Consider the following 15,927-nt stretch of genomic DNA (forward strand, 5'->3'; position numbering starts at 1 on the left):
TTCAAATCAGGAGAAGCATACATGTCAAAATCGCTTTGTGCTGGCTTTGTGCGTTCGGTGGCGCTGACGGTGGGACTGTTGGCAGGCGGGCTGGCCTGGCCTTTCGCGCACGCGCAGACGCTGATGGTCGAACCGCTGATGGTGGTGGAGAGTCCGGTCTTCTTTCTTTCTGATTTCGACATTGCCGGCGGCGGCAGTGCGGCGGAGCTGTTTCGCTTGACGATCACCAACGCAAGTGAAGTCGACAGCCGCGCCATGATCGCGTTGACGTTTCGCAAGGAGGGCAACCCCAACCCGATCGTACGTTCGCACACGAATCCTTTTGACATGCCGGCCGGCCGCGTACGGAACTTCACCTACCGTGATTTCCGCAGCAATGGCGAAAACGGGGATGTGACCATTGCGCGCTATGAGTATGATCCCAGCGCCGTGGACAATATCATCGACAACGTGCTGCGCAGCGGCCGGTTGCCGAATGGCCGCTACTTTCTGAATGTCAAGGTCTCCGAGCAGGCCGGTAAGGAGGGCATGGTGGAAATTTACAGCGAAGAAAAGGAACTGTTTGTTTCCAATTTGCCCTCGCTGGATTTGGTGTCGCCGGGGATGACCGCGGGCGGGCAGGAATGTCCGGCGGTCTTCACCAACCTGCCGCAGTTCAAGTGGGACTCGGAGGCGGAGACCTTTTTGCTGACGGTGTGCGAGCTGCTGCCCACCAACTCCGGGCCGCAGGATGTCATGCAGAATCCGCCGCGGTTGCGCCGGCGGCTGCAGCGCAATGTTGATTTCTTCGGCTCCCCCGCTTTTCAATATCCCTCCGAGGGTTTGCCGTTGCAGGAGGGTCGCACCTATTACTGGCAGGTCCATGCGCTGGTACCGACGCAAACCGGCGAACTCGAACTGCCCAGTCCGATTTGGTGTTTTCGCGTCAATGCGGTCGGCGGCAGTGAGAATGAACTGCTGCTGCAGCAACTGCTGTCCTTGCTGCAAAGCCTGGGACTGCAGGACATCAACCAGTTGTTCGAAACCGGCGGTCCGCTGGAGGGGTATCTGCCCAATGGCACCGTCACCCTGAATGGCAGACGCATCGACTTGAACGAGCTGATCGCGCAATTGCGCGCCAATGCCCGGCATCTGGGCAGTTATACAGTGGAATAATGACCCGACTCACGGATGCAACCATGAAATGTTCCGCAGTTTTTGGCGCCTTGGTGCTGCTGGTGTGCAGTATCGGCGTGGCGATCGCCCAGTCCGCCGCGGAGGTCGCGGTGGTGCTGAAGGCCAGGGGCAAAGTCGACGTCCAGCGTGCGCAGAGCCAGCCGGCGGAAAGCGCGCGGCAGGGCATGCGGCTGCACAGCGGCAACCTGCTGCGCACCGGCGAAGAATCGCTGGCCGCGCTGGTTTTCACCGATGACAAATCCATTCTCAAAGTCCGCTCCAACTCCAGGGTGGCGATCAAAGGCGCGCGGGAGCACAACAGCGTGATCAAAACAATCGGGCTGGAGTTCGGACAGCTTTGGGCCAGAGTAACGAAAAGCACCACACCGTTTCGCATTCAAACGCCCTCGGGCGTGGCGGCGGTCAAGGGCACCATCTTTTATTGCATGCTGGATGAAAGCGGCAGGATGTCGGTGATCTGCCTGGAGGGCGCCGTCGAGCTGGCGAACGCGCTGGGCAAAGTGCTGGTGCAGGCCGGCTATACCGGCACGGCGTTGAAGAATCAGGCGCCGGCCGCGCGACCTTCCCTGCCGGAGGAGATTCCCTCCTGGGGCAATGACGAGGGCAGCGGTGGCAGCTTCGAAATCGAATTCGAGGATGCCAGCGGGCAGAAGAAAAGGCTGAGAGTGACTTACGAGTAGATCCGGGCAGGCGGGTGAGCGGCAATCGGACCCCATCATCAAGCTTGTGAGGCGATATGAATTTTCATCTCCGAGGGCTGGCGATTTCCCTGGCGCTGTGCGTGGGTGCGGGCTGGGCATGGGCGAATGAGGGCGGTGCAGCACCGACCCGCCGGGAGCCGGAGATTGATCATATGCCGGTGACCTCGGCCCCCGCGGGCCGCAGTGTGCGCATCGAGGCGCAAATCAATGCGCCCGGGCGGTCGCTTATTTATGTGCGCGTCTATTACCGGCGGCCGGGGGAGAGCAATTTTCGTTTCGCCGATATGCGGCCGGGGGTTGCCGGTTATGTTGGCGAGATTCCAGCGCGCGCCGTGCAGCCGCCCGCCGTGCAGTATTTTCTCATCGCGTTGTTGAGCGATCAAAGCGTGATGAGCTTCCCCAGCCGCAATCCCTATGGCCAGCCGTTCGAGATCATCGTGAACGAGGCGGGCAGCCCGTCGGAGAGCGGGGCACAGCCGGAACCGCTGCAACCCGCCACGCCGACACGCGCGGGCGCGGGCAAGCGTGCGGCAAAACCGGACAGCGCGGCAACACCCGAACGCATCTCGCCGCAGCTTCATGAGAAATTGCGGCAAATGGAGGCCCTGCGCGCGGCAAACGACGGGGATGCGGCTTCCGCCCCGGCGGCAGAGCTGAGCCTGGAGAACCCCATTCTTCCTTTGAGCCCGGAGCCGTTCAGCAAGATTTCGGCCGAAGAAAGCGTTTTGATTCTTGCCTCCTTTGCCCCCGCTGCCCACATCGATTCCAGCTCGGTACGGGTGAAGTGGAACGGGAGGGAGGTCACCCGCCGCGCCACCATCTCGGCGCTGCTGGTCTCCTTCGAGGCCGGCCGTCTGAAACCCGGCACACATCGTGTGAGCATCGTTGCCAAAGACGGTGCCGGCCGGCGCATTGGCCCGGTGAGCTGGCAATTTCAGGTGACCGGCAGACTGCAGGCGGCGGAATCCGCGCAGGACGCCGACCCGCGACTGGTGAGCGGCCTCACCTTCGCGGAGTTGCGCCATGAGGAATTCAGCGGCGTCACGCTCAACAACAATGTTGTGGGCGGCAATCTCAACGGCAGTCATGGACCGTTACATTTCGAAGCCTCCGCCTTTCTCACCTCGCTGGAGAGCCGCAGCGTGCAACCGCGCAACCGTTTTTCGCTGAGCGCGGGAACGGGCTGGCTGGAGGTGACGCTCGGCGATGCCACGCCGTATTTCAACGATCTGGTGCTCTATGGCCGGCGCGTGCGCGGGGTGCAAGCCGGCCTGCACACCGGGATCATCAATGTGGAATACGTCAGCGGGCAGACCATGCGTGCCGTCACTCCCGTGCCGGGCGTGCTGGCTGGCACTTATCAGCAGACGCTGACCGCGATCCGGCCGAGCTTCGGCAGCCGTTCCTTGCAATTGGGCCTGACGTTGATGAAGGCGCGTGACGACACGGCTTCCATCAGCGCCGCGCCGGCAACCGTCGCACCGCGCGACAATGTGGTGATCGGCGCCGATGTGCTGATGGCGTTCAGCCGGCGGCGCATCGAAGTCAAGGCGGCGGTGGCGCAGTCGTTTGTCACCAAGGACACGCGCCTGCCCATCATCTCGCAAGCCTACCTCGACAGCATCTATTCCGACGGCGACATCAAGCTGCCTTTTGATCCCGCGGCGTTCAAAGACTGGCTGATTCTCAACGAGAGCACGACCCCGCTCGATCCCCGCGGCAAAACCGCGCTGGCCTACCAGCTCGGGTTGCGCCTCAATTATTTCAGCCAGTATTTCACGTTCACGCTCAAGCAAATCGGCTCGGAGTACAATTCCTTCGGCCATACCTATTTGCGCAGTGACATCCGCGGCTTCAGCCTGTATGATCGCGTGCGGCTGCTGCGCAACCGTCTCAATCTCAGTTTCGGCCTGGAGCGGTTCACCGATCATTACGACAATTTCGACGGCAAGCCGCAAACCGCTCTGCATGCGGTGCAATTCGGGTTCCTGCTCAACTGGAATCCCAGGCTGCCGACGCTGAGCTTCAATCTGCGGCATTACAACCGCGACAATGGCATCGACACCCTTGCGATCGCGAACCTGACCGGCGGGACACCCGACACCACCGACTTGCGGCAGAGCAATCGCACACGCGACTTTTCGCTGACCCTCAGCCACAATTTGCAGGCGTTTCGCTATAATCACACCGTGTCGCTCAGTCTGACCAACTCCGACCGCATCGACCGCTGGGCCAGTCAGCGGGTGGTGGGCTTCAACGGCGGCGACGTCACTTCCGATTTGACCTCCATCACGGTCCGGACGAAGTATCACTCACCCCTGACGACGACTTTCAGTCTGGCATTCAATGACAACAGTGTCGGGGGACGGCAAAACCAGTTCAATTTCACCATGTTCAGCGGGCGTGCGGATTATGAATTCCCGCGGCGACAGCTCCGCACGTTCGCGGCGCTGCGCCGGGTGAGCGCTTCCGGCCGGAACGGCCTTGCCGGCGCGCCGACGGTGAATCTCATCAAGTACACGCAGACCGGCCTGCAGCTCGGCGGCTCGCTGGTGCTGTGGCGGCGCCATGAGGTGGTGGTGGATTTGGCTTTGATCAAATACAGCGACAAGGGGGGCCTGCAAACGGCGACGGGTTTCATCCCGCGCTCGTCCTTCACCAACAGCGTGGTGCGGGCGCACTATGAATTTCGCTTTTGAGGCGAATGGCCGTGAATCTGTCGCAGGCGCTGGCCAACAAATGGCTGTTGGGCAGTGCGATCAGTTTCTTTTCCATCCTGCTGGCCTTCGTGCTGAGTTTCACCACCGTTTTTGAGAATCTCGAGCTCAAATCCTACGACCTTCGTTTTGCCCTGCGCGGTGCGCAGCGCGTGGACTCGCTTGGCGTGGTCATCGTCGACATCGACGACCAGTCCTTTTTCGATTTGCCCCATCGCTGGCCGTTTCCACGGACATACTACGCCAGGTTGATTGACAATCTCGTGCGCGCCGGCGCCCGGTTGATCCTGTTCGACATCATTTTTTCCGAGCCGACCGCCACCAATCCCGCGGAAGACCTGGCGCTCGCCGCCGCCGCCGCGCGTTCGCGGCGTGTGGTGTTTGCCGGCAAGAAGACGTTCGAGCTGGCCTCCGGCGGCACGCGCACCACCTATCTGATCAAACCGATCAAAGCGCTGCTGCAGAGCGGCAGCCCGTGGGGCATCGTGAACATCGATGAAGATGTCGATGGTTTCGTACGCCGTTATTTGCTGTACGAAGAGTGGGAGGGCCGCCAGCATTTGCCGCTGGCGATGCTGGCCTATCGCCGCCTGCGCGCCAATGGGCGGGAGGCGGCCGCCGCCAGCAACGGCCTGCCGCCGCTGCCCCGCTTCGACGACAACAGTTTCCTGATCAATTTTCGCGGCCCGGCGCGCACTTTTCCCACCTACTCGTTTGCCAGCGTGCTGGATGATCGCGACTTTCAGCTCGCCGAAGCCGAGCTGGACAGCAACTATTTCGAAACCGTTTATCTGCCCAACCGCGTCTTTGCGAACAAGGTGGTTTTCGTCGGCGCCTCCGCCGAGGAATTGCAGGATGTCAAGTTCACGCCGTTTTACGGCAGCGGGGAGTCCAAACACAAGCTGCCGGGGGTGGAGGTGCATGCCAATGCCCTGGCCACGCTGTTGCTGGGTGACGCGGTGCGGCGCACGCCGTTTTGGGTGGAATGGCTGGTGCTGCTGGCGGCCGGCTTCGGCACCATGACGCTGGTGCTCAGCAGCCGGACACTCACCGGCATGCTGTGGGTCGGTCTGGCTCTCTTGGCGGTGCTGGTCGCCGCCCTGCTGTGCTTCGTGCAGTTGCTCGTCTGGCTGCCGGTGGTGGCGCCCAGCCTGGCCATCGTGCTGAGCTATGTCGGCAACAATGCGCAGCTCATCATCACCGAGCGCCGCGAGCGCTGGCGCACCAAACGGGTGTTTCAGCAGTACGTCTCCGAAAGTATTGTCAACAACATTCTGGCCAGCGGCGCGATGCCGAAATTCGGCGGCGAGAAACGCGAGTTGACGGTGCTGTTCAGCGATATTCGCGGCTTCACCACCTATTGCGAGAAGCACACGCCGGAAACTGTGGTGCTACGCCTCAACGAATATCTCACCGAGATGACGGAGATCATCAAGCAGCAGCAGGGCACGCTCGACAAGTACGTGGGCGACGAAATCATGGCAGTGTATGGCGCGCCCTATGCCTATCCCAATCATGCCGAAAAGGCCTGCGAAACCGCCGTCGCCATGATCGACCGCCTGCGCGAACTGCAGAAGCGCTGGTCGGCCAATGCGCAGGATTATTTCCAGATCGGCATCGGCATCAACACCGGCCCCATGATCGTGGGCAATCTCGGCTCGCAACAGTTGTTCGATTACACCGTGATTGGCGACGAGGTCAATCTCGGTGCGCGGCTGGAGGGCGCCAACAAGGAGTATTGGACCTCGATCATCATTTCCGAATCCACTTATGCGCAGGTGAAAAACCGCGCGCGCGCGCGTGAGCTCGATCTCGTGCGCGTGAAAGGCAAGAAGCGGCCGGTGAAAATCTACGAGCTGCGCAGCATGGAGCCGCTGCCTGCGATCGAGGAGGATTTGATCATTCAGGTGTATTCCCAGGGGCTGGCGCTTTACCGGCAGGGTGACTGGGTGGGTGCGCTGCAGCAGTTCAAGCGCGTGCTCCGCTATTTCCCCTCCGACGGACCGTCGCGGGTGTACGTCACGCGCTGCTTCAATTTCATCGAATCGCCGCCGCCGCCGGATTGGGACGGGGTTTATGACTTCAAATCCAAATGAACACCGGCGGCATAGCCTGGCTTGAATCTTGCAATTGATTCGAACCACTTCCGCACAGCGCGAACGGTGACTGCGTTTGTCGTCTGCCCTTCTGCGCGCGGCAGAGCAAGGAAAGCTGGGGCATCCGCTAAGCCGAACAAATGCAACTGTGCCCTCCCCGGGCGTGCCGCCCTCGCCCGGCGGCCGCAGGCTTTACTCTGCACACCCGTCCACTGCCGGCATGGCTGGTGCCCGTGCCGGAGCCGCGACAGGGCAGGGCACTGTTTCACCGCAAAACAAGCGGTCTTTTCCCCACTTCAGTGAGAAAGCGATCGCATGAGCCAACAAACCTGCGCGAGGATCCGCTGTATGAACCATGGGACTCGCCCGGCCGCCACGCGCACCGCCCTGGTGCTGCTGGCCACCGTTGCCGTGCTGTTTGGGCAGCAAATCCCGGAAACTGCCGCACCGGATTCGGGCCAACAGCAACAGCTCTCCGGACAGGAATTCATGGACGGCTTCATGGCGGCGGTGCGCAGCGGCAACCAGGCACAGGCCGAGCGGTTGGTGAAACGTTTTCCCTTTCACGCCGGTGTGCTGGCGAGCTACCTCTACAATCAAGGCGCGAAGGCTTACAAGGACAATGACCCCGAGAAGGCACGCGATGCCCTGGAAAGCGGCCTTTATCTCTCTCGCCTGCAGAAAAACACCGAGGCGGAGCGCGAGACGCTGTTGTTGCTCGCCGAGGTTTATGAAAGCATGGGCGACGCCAAACTTGCGCTGGCCCACTTGCAGGATGTGCTGGCGCTGCTGCGTGCCGCCCGCGACAACAGCGGCGAAGTGGCCATGCTCAACCGCATGGCTGCGCTTTATCGCGAGGCCGGCAACCCCGAACAGGCGTTCCGCTATTTGCTGCAGGCCCAGGCCATCGTCAAACAGGCGGGCAATGATTCGCTGCATGCCAGTGTGTGGAACAACTTCGGGCAAATTTATCTGGATTTGGGCGATTATCGCAAGGCGCTTTCCGCCTTCGAAGAGGCGCTCCGGCTCGCGCGTGCCGGCTCCGACAAATCCAGCGAAGGCTGGATTCTCAAAAATCTCGGCCGCGTCTATCAGGCCGGCCGTGATTTTCGCCGCGCCGAAGAATACTATTTGAAGGCGCTGGCAGCGCTGGAGGAGGCGCATGATCAACCCGCCATGGGCCGCGTGTTGAATCAACTCGGGGAGGTGCATCAGCTCAGCGGCCATGACGCCACCGCCCTGTCCTATTTTCATGATGCGCTCAATGCCATGATGGCCGCCGGCGATGACAACGGCAAAGGCACGACCTTCATGCATCTCGGCGATTTTTACCGCAGCCGCGGCAATTTTAAAGACGCCCTGCTCTCCTACGAAACCGCACTCACCCTCAAGCGCAAAACCCATGATCTGGCCGGCCAGGCCGATCTCTGGCACCGGCTGGGCGAGCTTTACAGCGACCGCCGGGATTTTCGGCAGGCGTTGACCGCCTTCGAAACCGCCATCAGTCTGCGCAAAAAGATTCACGATCGCGCCGGCGAAGGCCGCACCCTCAACCGTCTGGGCGAGTTGCACTGTCACCTGTCACAATACAAGCAGGCTTTGGCACGTTTCCGCGAAGCGTTGACGGCCACCCTCGAGGGCGGCGATGTCCGGCAGGTGAAGGTGGTTTCACAAAATGCGGGGACCGTGTTTGCCAGCAACGGTTATTATGAGAAGGCGCTCGGCCATTTTCAGCGGGCGCTGGAGATTTGCCGGGCCGGCGAAGATTCACTCGGGCAGGCCACCGTGCTGCATCAAATGGCGGAAACCTGCCGCAGTGCCGGGGACTTCAACCGTGCGCGAAAGCATGATTTCGAGGCGCTCACGCTGCTGAAGGCCCTGCCCGCCAGTGATCCCGCGGTCCCGGCGCTGCTGGGTGAGATTGACCGCCAGGCGGGGGATTGGGTCGGCGCGCTCAAACAATTTGAGTATGTGCTCAAAGTGCACCGTGCCGCGGCCGACACCATGCGGATCATCAAAACCCTCAATCAGCTCGGCATCACCTGCCGTCGCGGCGGTGATTATCAGACGGCGCGCGCCAGGCATCAGGAGGCGCTGGCGCTCGCGCAGCAAATCGGCGCACGGCCGCTGCAGGTCGTGACACGCAACCTGCTGGGTGAAATGGCACGCGCCGGCCGCAACCATGAGGAAGCGCTGGCGCAGCATCTCGCGGCATTGCAAATTGCACAGGAGATGGGAGATCAGGCCGGAGTTGCCCGGACGTTGATGCTGCTGGGCGAGACGCATGGTCTGGCCGGCAACGCCAGCGAGGGTATGAAACGGTTGCAGGAGGCCATGACCCTGGCCGGTGAGCTCGGCGACAAAGCCACGGAAGCGCGCACGATCGTGAGCCTGGGCGAGAGCCACGGCCGCCAGGGGCAGAACCGCAAGGCGCTGGAATACTATCGCAGCGCCCTGCGACTGTATCAAAGCATGGGCGACCAGGCCGGCGAGTGCACCGTGCTCCTGCGCATCGGCGGGTTGTATGCCGCCACGCAGGATTATCAAAACGCGCTGAAGTATTTCAACCATGTGCTCGACAACCGGCGCCGGGCCGGCGACCAGTTTCAGGAAGGGCTGGCCCTCAAGCATATCGGCAGCGTCTATCTTGCCATGCGCGATTATGCCGCCGCGTTGACGCGCTATCAGGAGGCGCTCAAACTGCTCGGCGAAAGCGGTGAGTTGAGCGACCTGATCACCGTGTTCAGTGACCTGGTGGAGATTTACACCCAACTCGGCAACCAAATACAAGCGGACTTCTACAAGGAGGAATTGCAGAAAGCCTATCAGGATTTGGGTGACAAAACCGGACAGACCGGCGCGAGCGAAGAGTGGAGCCTCTGGCAGGCCCGTTTCAGTACGTATCAGGAAGCCAAAGAATACTACGAGAAAAACATCGCCCTGCACCGCCAGGCCGGCAGCCGTGCCGGCGAGATTCGGGCGCTGAATGAAATCGGTGAGATTGCACGGCGCGCGCACAAATTGCCGGAGGCGCTGGCTCACTTTCAAACTGCCTTGCGCCGCATGGCCGAACTGAACGATGAGAGCCTGAAGGCCACTGTGTTGAGCAATCTCGGCATGGTTTATTTGGCGCTCAATCAGCGCCCGCAGGCTGAGACCACGCTGCAGGAAGCGCTGCGGTTGCAACAGCAGGCGGGCCAGGCGCCGGCGGCCGCCCGCACGCTCAGCCGCCTGGGCGAGTTGCAGGCGGCGCTGGGTCGCTATCAACAAGCCGGTGCCTATTTCCAAACGGCGGCGGAGATTCATCAGGAAAGGAATGATCCCCTTGCCGAGGCCGAAGTGTGGCAGCAGGCGGCGGCGATGCATTACCAGGCCGGCGATGATGCCCCGGCGGTGAACAGCCTGCAGCACGCACTCGAGCTTTGTCAACGCGCCGCGGAACCCGGCCGCGCCGCACAGGTGCAGCAACAGTTGGGCATGGTGTATCGCAGCGCCGGCGATTATCCCCGCGCCATGCGCGCCTTTCGCACCGCCCTCACCTCGAGCCGGACTTTGGGCGATGCACATCTGGAGCACCAGGTTCTGGGCCAGATCGGTTACCTGCACGAGCTGCAGGGGCAGAAAACGCAGGCGCTGGACTGGTACAAACAAGCCGTCGAGGTGTTGGAAACCAGTCCGCCGCTGCCGGCCCTGGCCCTCGCGGAAACCCCCGGGCCGGAAAGCGAGGTGAATGTTTATCGCCGCATGGTGGCGCTGTTTTTTGAACAGGAAGATTATGAGAATGCCTTCGCCTATCTCGAACGCGGCAAGGCGCGACCCCTGCAGGAAGCGTTGTTTGCCACGCCCGGGGACATTGCACCCGGCCTGGAGCCGGAGTTGCGCGAAGCGGAAAGAAGTCTGCTGCAGCGCGCCGCCCGTTTGTGCGCCGAGTGGCAAAACGGCATGGGCAGCCTGCGCCAGCGTCTCCTGATCGGCCAGCGAAAAGAAACCAACACCCAGTGGAAGCTGCTGGTGCAGCAGTTGAAATTGTCGCATCCGGAATATGCCGGCCTGAAATTTCCCGTGCCGCTGCGTCTGCAACAGGTGCAGAACGAGATTTTGCAGGACGATGAAGTGTTGCTGGAGTTTTTTCTCGGCGAGCGCGCCCTCTACAGCTTCGTCATCGGCCGGAAGAAGTTCTATCCCTTTCTCCTCCGGATTGACCGCGGCAAACTGAGCGCCAGGGTGGAGCAGCTCATCGCCTCCCTGCAGGGCGGCGCCGCCTCCGCTTTCGATCAGGCGCTGGCGTATCAACTTTACCAGATTCTCATTCAGCCGCTGGAGACACGCATTGCAGCGGCCAATCAGAACCGGGAACTGGCGGCGTTGATCATTGTGCCCGACGGCATTCTCCACTATCTGCCGTTCGAGGTGCTCGTGACGCAGGCGCCCGCCGCCAGCGGCACGGCCCGGTCAACGGCTGCCTTTCTACTCGACCGTTACCCGCTGAGCTATTCTCCCAGTGCAGGGTTGTTGCACAACGTCAGCAAAGGCGGCCCGGTCAGTTACGCCGGGGAACTGCTGGCGTTCGCGCCTTTTGCCGGGGCCAGCAACAACAATATTGCACGCGTGCCTGTGAGTTATCTCGATAATCTTGCGCCGGCGGGCCAGGCGGTTGTCCCGGCAGCCCGTGCGCCGGCCCTGCCCTATTCCGCGCAGGAGATCAAGATGATCAGCGCGCACAGCAAAAACGTGCAAGCCCGGCTGAACGCCGAGGCCACCCGTGAACAGTGGCAGCGCCATGCCGCGGGCCATCGCTTTCTGCATTTGGCAACCTTCGGCTACCTCGAGCCCGAGGAACCGCTGCAATCGGCTTTCCTGCTGAGCGATGGCTTTGTGCGGGTGGCCGAGCTCTACAACATGAATCTCCAAGCCGACCTTGCGGTGTTGAGCGCCAGCACCACCAGAGTGCAAAGCACGAGCAGCGGCCAGGACTTGAGCGCTCTGGCCAGCGCTTTCTTTTATGCCGGCACACGATCTTTGCTCCTGAGCCTGTGGCGCATGGAAGAGCGCTCTGCCGCAGAGTTGCTCGCGCAGTTCTATGCCAATTTGAATCGCGGCATGAGCAAGGCGGCGGCCCTGCGCGATGCCAAGCGCCGCATGCGGACGGGGGCCGCCAGCCAGCCCTCCCGCTGGGCGCCGTTTGTGTTGCTGGGTGCGCGCTGAAGCATGCGGGTTTACAATTCTGTTATTGCGTAACTCCTGCCATCTCCGGAAGCAGCCTCGTGATGCAGTCTCACCGTGAAACATCCAGCCATTTTTACCGCCGGTTTAACTTCAGCATTACGTGACGCCATCGGCCGCCGGGCACTGGCACTGATTTTGTCGTGCCTGTTACCCCCACGACTTGCCGCAAACCTGCGGCTGCAAGGGCGGCGACGCCACTGCTGCCAGGACGCCCTTGTGAAAGTGGAATTCAGACCGTGGTGAACACGACGCAAGCGCTGTCCGGCTCGTCCATCTCACCACACAACAGACCCCGATCATTCGAGGCCGCCACCATGCCTGCTTTGCACGCGCATCCTGATGCGATGGCCACGCTGGCTTCCACTACCGCCGCCTTTTGGCAACCTGCCGCTCCATTGCCGGAACAAAGTGATTGGCTCGGCGCCCTTTGCGAGGCGCTGCCCGGAGCCGTCTGCTGTGTCGATGAAGCTTTGATCGTGCAGTATTGGAATCAGGCCATGGCGCGGCTGGTGGGGGTGACGCACAGGCAGGCGCTGCACAAGCCGGTGTTCTCGCTGGTGCCGAGTGGTTTCGAGCAGAGCCTGCGGGGTGAGTTGCAGCGCCTGTTCGAGAGCGCGCACCGCGAGCAGGGGGAAAACGCGAAGTTGCCCCTGCACCTGCAGGGCGAGTTTCAACAACAGCATGGCAACGGTCCGGGCTTCACCTTCCGCTATCATCTCAGCATGCTGCCCTGGACCGGCGGGCAGCGCCTGGCGATGCTGGCCCTGAGTGAAATTCCCCAGGGCCGTCTCCGACACCGGCAGAATCAACTGCTCGAACGACTTCTCCTGCTCGGCAGGCTCAACACCAGCGTTGCCCATGAACTGGCGGGTGCGCTCGATGTGATCTGCCATCGCCTGGATGACCTGCTGGCGCTCGCCACACCCGGCGGCAATCGCGAGCTGGAAGCGGGCCTGCATGACATCATCACCCAGGTCTATCGCATCAGCTATCTCACCAACAACATGGTCAGCCTGGCGCGCGATGCCTCGGCACACCTGGTTGCGCTCGATCTCAACGACGCCATTCTGGAAGCGCTCGCCCTGTTGCAACAAACCATGGGGCATGAGGTCTTGTGCACCATGGTGCTCGCTCCCAACCTGCCACCGGTCACCGGCGATGCCATTTTGCTGCAGGTGGCGCTGCAGAATCTGCTGAAATACGCGATCCTCGCGGCCGGTGAAGATGCCGTCCCCAAGGTGCAAACCGAGCCGCTGCCCCACGGCGGAGGGGTGGTGATGCGTCTGGAAGATCGCGGCACCACCCGCGATGCTGAAACGCTCGAGCGTTTTTTCGATCCGGTTTTCAGTGCGGAGAAATTCGGTCTGGGGGTGGGTCTGGGACTGTTCCTGAGCCGGCGGATCATCGAGGCTCATGATGGCGAGATCAGGGTGCGGCCGCACGAAGCGCACGGCACGGAGATCGTCATTTCGTTTCCCTCAGTCCGGGGGTGAGGCGTCCGGCGGTCTGCCGGCGCCGGTGTTTTGCTGGGCCTCCCACAGCTTCAAATACAGGGCGAGTTTCACCATTGCCGTCACCAGCGCCAGAACCAGTCCATGCTGGCCATCGCGCCAGCCGTGATGCGCGACGAATTTGTTCCAAAACGCCGCCAGCGGCCGGAAAAAGAAATCCCACCAATGCACGCGCCGGCCGGCGCGATCCCGTGCTTCCAGTGAACTGTAGCGATTCATGCGCGCCAAACTCTCCTCCAGCGTGCGATGGGTGTCGTGCAGCAAGTCGTGCTGGAGGTAACCCCGGGTGCCTGTCACGAGAAAGCCCTCATGCGCATGCTTTTGACTCACCCGCGTGCGGGCGGCGCGAAACAGACGCAGTTGATGGCCGGGATACCATCCGCCATGCCGCATGAATTTCCCCAGAAACGTGCTCAAGCGCGGTATGTAGTAACCGTCCGCCCGTGGGTTTTGCAAAACCGCCTGGATTTCGGCGGCCAGCGCGGGCGTGACCCGCTCATCAGTATCGAGGCTCAAAACCCATTCTCCCCGCGCTTGCTCCAGGGCAAACTGCTTTTGTGCGGCAAATCCCGGCCATGGTCTGACGAACAGTCGGACTTCGGCACCGCCGTGGCGGCGCTGGGCCTCCGCGAATTCACGGCACAGCGCCTGCGTGTCATCGGTGCTTTCACCATCCACGATGATGATCTCATCGGCAAAGGCCACACTCGCCAGACAATCGCCCAACAGATGTGCCTCGTTTTGGGTGATGATAATCACCGAGAGCCGGGGCGCCCCCGGCGTCTTGTCCCTGCGCCCTGCCGGTGACTCTGCGGCAAGCTCTTTCATGTGAAATCTTGCAAAGTGTCGGGGAAGATGTCTGGTGCGGCAGGCGCCGCGACCCAATTCAAACACCGCGCCGCAACGCTTGCCAGGCTTGCATGTCTTTGCACACTTGGTGGCCCGGCGGTTTCACCAACGTCGCGGGCGTGGTCGTTTTTCGCCCAACGCGGGCCGGCAACAACCAACAAGAAAATCTCCAGCGGACGGAAGAACCCAACTGTTGCAGTTTTATCCGTTGGGCTCTTTCCATCAGTTGGAAAAATCTTTGCTTTTTTACACAGATTAAACTCTAAAGAGCGCAACGCAGGCAGGCTGAAAGCTTGCGCTACAAAAATCTTCACGATCGTGACAGCTTTTCCAGAGCACTATATCCCTCCCAAAACGTTCCACTCCGGCTGAGCCGGAGTTTTCCACGCCGGAGGTCGAGAAGGCGCCGGGGACATTGAGGCAACGGCCGAACCCTTGCAGGAGTATTTTCTCCAAAGTTCGTGATTTCGCAGGGGCACAATGTAACATTGTCAAACTATAACTTCGCCTGCTCCATCTTGTACTCGCGACTCATTCCACCGCCGCCCGGCCCTCCGCAACCTCCCTCACGAGTGGTTGCATTGCCAGACTGCTCTTCACCGCCGCCAGCACCTGCGCCACCTCCAGCTTTTGCATGCAATCATGCGTTTTGAGGCGGCAGGTTACCCCGTTGCAGCCGAGACAAGCCAGGCCTTCCCGCCGCACAACTTGGTGGCCTTCTCCCCAGGGCCCCTGCAATTCCGGACGCGTGGGGCCATAGATGCCCACCACCGGTGTCCGCATGGCCGCCGCCAAATGCAGCGGCCCGGAATCATTGGAAACGAGCAAATGCAGCCGTGCCAGCAGTGCCGCCGCTTGCATCAAACTCGTCGGGGGGGCCAGCAACGCCGGCGTTCGCATCATTTCCAAAATCGCTGTTGCTTCCTCGCGCTCCTGCCGGCTGCCCCACAACAGGATGACCCGTGCCGCCAGCTCGCCAGTCAGGCGGTCGCCGAGGGCGGCGAATGAGGCCAGCGGCCAGCGTTTCGTGTACCATCCACCGGAAACATTCAGGCCGATGACCGGCCGCGAATGATCGAATGCCTGCTGCTGCCACCAGGCGTCGATTTCCTTCTGCGCGCCGGCCGCCACCTCCACGTGCAGGGCCCGGCTCACCACGGGAAGCCCCAGGTGGCGCAGGGCATCGAGATTGAATTCGACTTCATGCACGCGATCGCCGCGCGGGGTGACGGGATGGTTATAGGCGAAGCGGCGCACGCGAAATTTGTAGCCCACCCGCACCCTCGCCCCTGTCGCGAAGGTCAGCAACGCGCTGCGTGGATTGCCGAACAGATCGATTACCAGATCATAGCGTCGCCGGCGCAGGTCATGCAGCAGGGCCAGTGGCTTGCGCCAGCTCGCGGCCCTGCGCTCGAGCACGATCACTTCATGTACGGCAGGGTGGTTCTGCACGATGGGTGCCGCCGGCGCCTCCGTCAAAAAGTCGATCACGGTGCCGGGCAGTGCGGCAGCGAGATTGTCCAGCACGGGCGTGGCCAAAATCACATCGCCAATGGCGCGCAGCTTGATGACCAGAATTTTTTTGAACGTGGCGGTAGATGCCATGCGCGAGAGATGAACTTGCGATCCTTGAATGGCAAGCTGGCTCCAA

At 61.6% G+C, this 15,927-nt stretch carries 9 protein-coding genes; 6 read left to right on the forward strand and 3 right to left on the reverse strand.

Annotated features, from left to right (window positions below; all coding sequences use genetic code 11):
- Window positions 1–21: 21 nt before the first annotated feature.
- From ONB52_17980 to ONB52_18005, 6 genes are all read left to right on the forward strand, one after another.
- Window positions 22–1,155, forward strand: a complete 1,134-nt coding sequence (locus ONB52_17980) for a hypothetical protein (protein MDZ7418023.1) — start codon at window positions 22–24, stop codon at window positions 1,153–1,155.
- A 23-nt stretch (window positions 1,156–1,178) separates the two neighbouring features.
- Window positions 1,179–1,856, forward strand: coding sequence for a FecR family protein (locus ONB52_17985; GenBank protein MDZ7418024.1), 678 nt, complete (start codon window positions 1,179–1,181; stop codon window positions 1,854–1,856).
- Between the two features lie 56 nt (window positions 1,857–1,912).
- Window positions 1,913–4,576 carry a hypothetical protein gene (locus tag ONB52_17990; GenBank protein ID MDZ7418025.1) on the forward strand — a complete coding sequence of 888 codons (2,664 nt, stop codon included), beginning with the start codon at window positions 1,913–1,915 and terminating at the stop codon, window positions 4,574–4,576.
- A gap of 5 nt (window positions 4,577–4,581) precedes the next feature.
- Window positions 4,582–6,690 carry an adenylate/guanylate cyclase domain-containing protein gene (locus tag ONB52_17995; GenBank protein MDZ7418026.1) on the forward strand — a complete coding sequence of 703 codons (2,109 nt, stop codon included), beginning with the start codon at window positions 4,582–4,584 and terminating at the stop codon, window positions 6,688–6,690.
- Between the two features lie 348 nt (window positions 6,691–7,038).
- Window positions 7,039–11,895, forward strand: coding sequence for a tetratricopeptide repeat protein (locus ONB52_18000; GenBank protein MDZ7418027.1), 4,857 nt, complete (start codon window positions 7,039–7,041; stop codon window positions 11,893–11,895).
- Window positions 11,896–12,230: 335 nt separating this feature from the next.
- Complete coding sequence (locus ONB52_18005; GenBank protein MDZ7418028.1) at window positions 12,231–13,409, forward strand: PAS domain-containing sensor histidine kinase; 1,179 nt, start codon at window positions 12,231–12,233, stop codon at window positions 13,407–13,409.
- Here the strand turns inward: ONB52_18005 and ONB52_18010 are convergent.
- The 3 genes from ONB52_18010 to waaF all read right to left on the reverse strand — a co-directional run bounded on the left by ONB52_18010 (window position 13,395) and on the right by waaF (window position 15,881).
- Window positions 13,395–14,255 carry a glycosyltransferase family 2 protein gene (locus ONB52_18010; GenBank protein ID MDZ7418029.1) on the reverse strand — a complete coding sequence of 287 codons (861 nt, stop codon included), beginning with the start codon at window positions 14,253–14,255 and terminating at the stop codon, window positions 13,395–13,397. The two genes, ONB52_18005 and ONB52_18010, sit on opposite strands and share 15 nt — an antisense overlap.
- Window positions 14,252–14,590, reverse strand: coding sequence for a hypothetical protein (locus ONB52_18015; protein ID MDZ7418030.1), 339 nt, complete (start codon window positions 14,588–14,590; stop codon window positions 14,252–14,254). The genes ONB52_18010 and ONB52_18015 overlap by 4 nt, the downstream gene beginning before the upstream one ends.
- A 217-nt stretch (window positions 14,591–14,807) precedes the next feature.
- Window positions 14,808–15,881 carry a lipopolysaccharide heptosyltransferase II gene (waaF, locus tag ONB52_18020; protein ID MDZ7418031.1) on the reverse strand — a complete coding sequence of 358 codons (1,074 nt, stop codon included), beginning with the start codon at window positions 15,879–15,881 and terminating at the stop codon, window positions 14,808–14,810.
- Window positions 15,882–15,927 lie beyond the last annotated feature (46 nt).

The sequence above is a fragment of the candidate division KSB1 bacterium genome (genome assembly GCA_034506255.1).
Lineage (GTDB): Bacteria > Zhuqueibacterota > Zhuqueibacteria > Zhuqueibacterales > Zhuqueibacteraceae > Coneutiohabitans > Coneutiohabitans thermophilus.

Bases quoted from the DNA above. Each gene is read 5' to 3' on its own strand.
- ONB52_17980 (MDZ7418023.1), top strand. From the start codon at position 22: ATGTCAAAATCGCTTTGTGCTGGCTTTGTGCGTTCGGTGGCGCTGACG.
- ONB52_17985 (MDZ7418024.1), top strand. From the start codon at position 1,179: ATGAAATGTTCCGCAGTTTTTGGCGCCTTGGTGCTGCTGGTGTGCAGT.
- ONB52_17990 (MDZ7418025.1), top strand. From the start codon at position 1,913: ATGAATTTTCATCTCCGAGGGCTGGCGATTTCCCTGGCGCTGTGCGTG.
- ONB52_17995 (MDZ7418026.1), top strand. From the start codon at position 4,582: ATGGCCGTGAATCTGTCGCAGGCGCTGGCCAACAAATGGCTGTTGGGC.
- ONB52_18000 (MDZ7418027.1), top strand. From the start codon at position 7,039: ATGAACCATGGGACTCGCCCGGCCGCCACGCGCACCGCCCTGGTGCTG.
- ONB52_18005 (MDZ7418028.1), top strand. From the start codon at position 12,231: ATGCCTGCTTTGCACGCGCATCCTGATGCGATGGCCACGCTGGCTTCC.
- ONB52_18010 (MDZ7418029.1), bottom strand. From the start codon at position 14,255: ATGAAAGAGCTTGCCGCAGAGTCACCGGCAGGGCGCAGGGACAAGACG.
- waaF (MDZ7418031.1), bottom strand. From the start codon at position 15,881: ATGGCATCTACCGCCACGTTCAAAAAAATTCTGGTCATCAAGCTGCGC.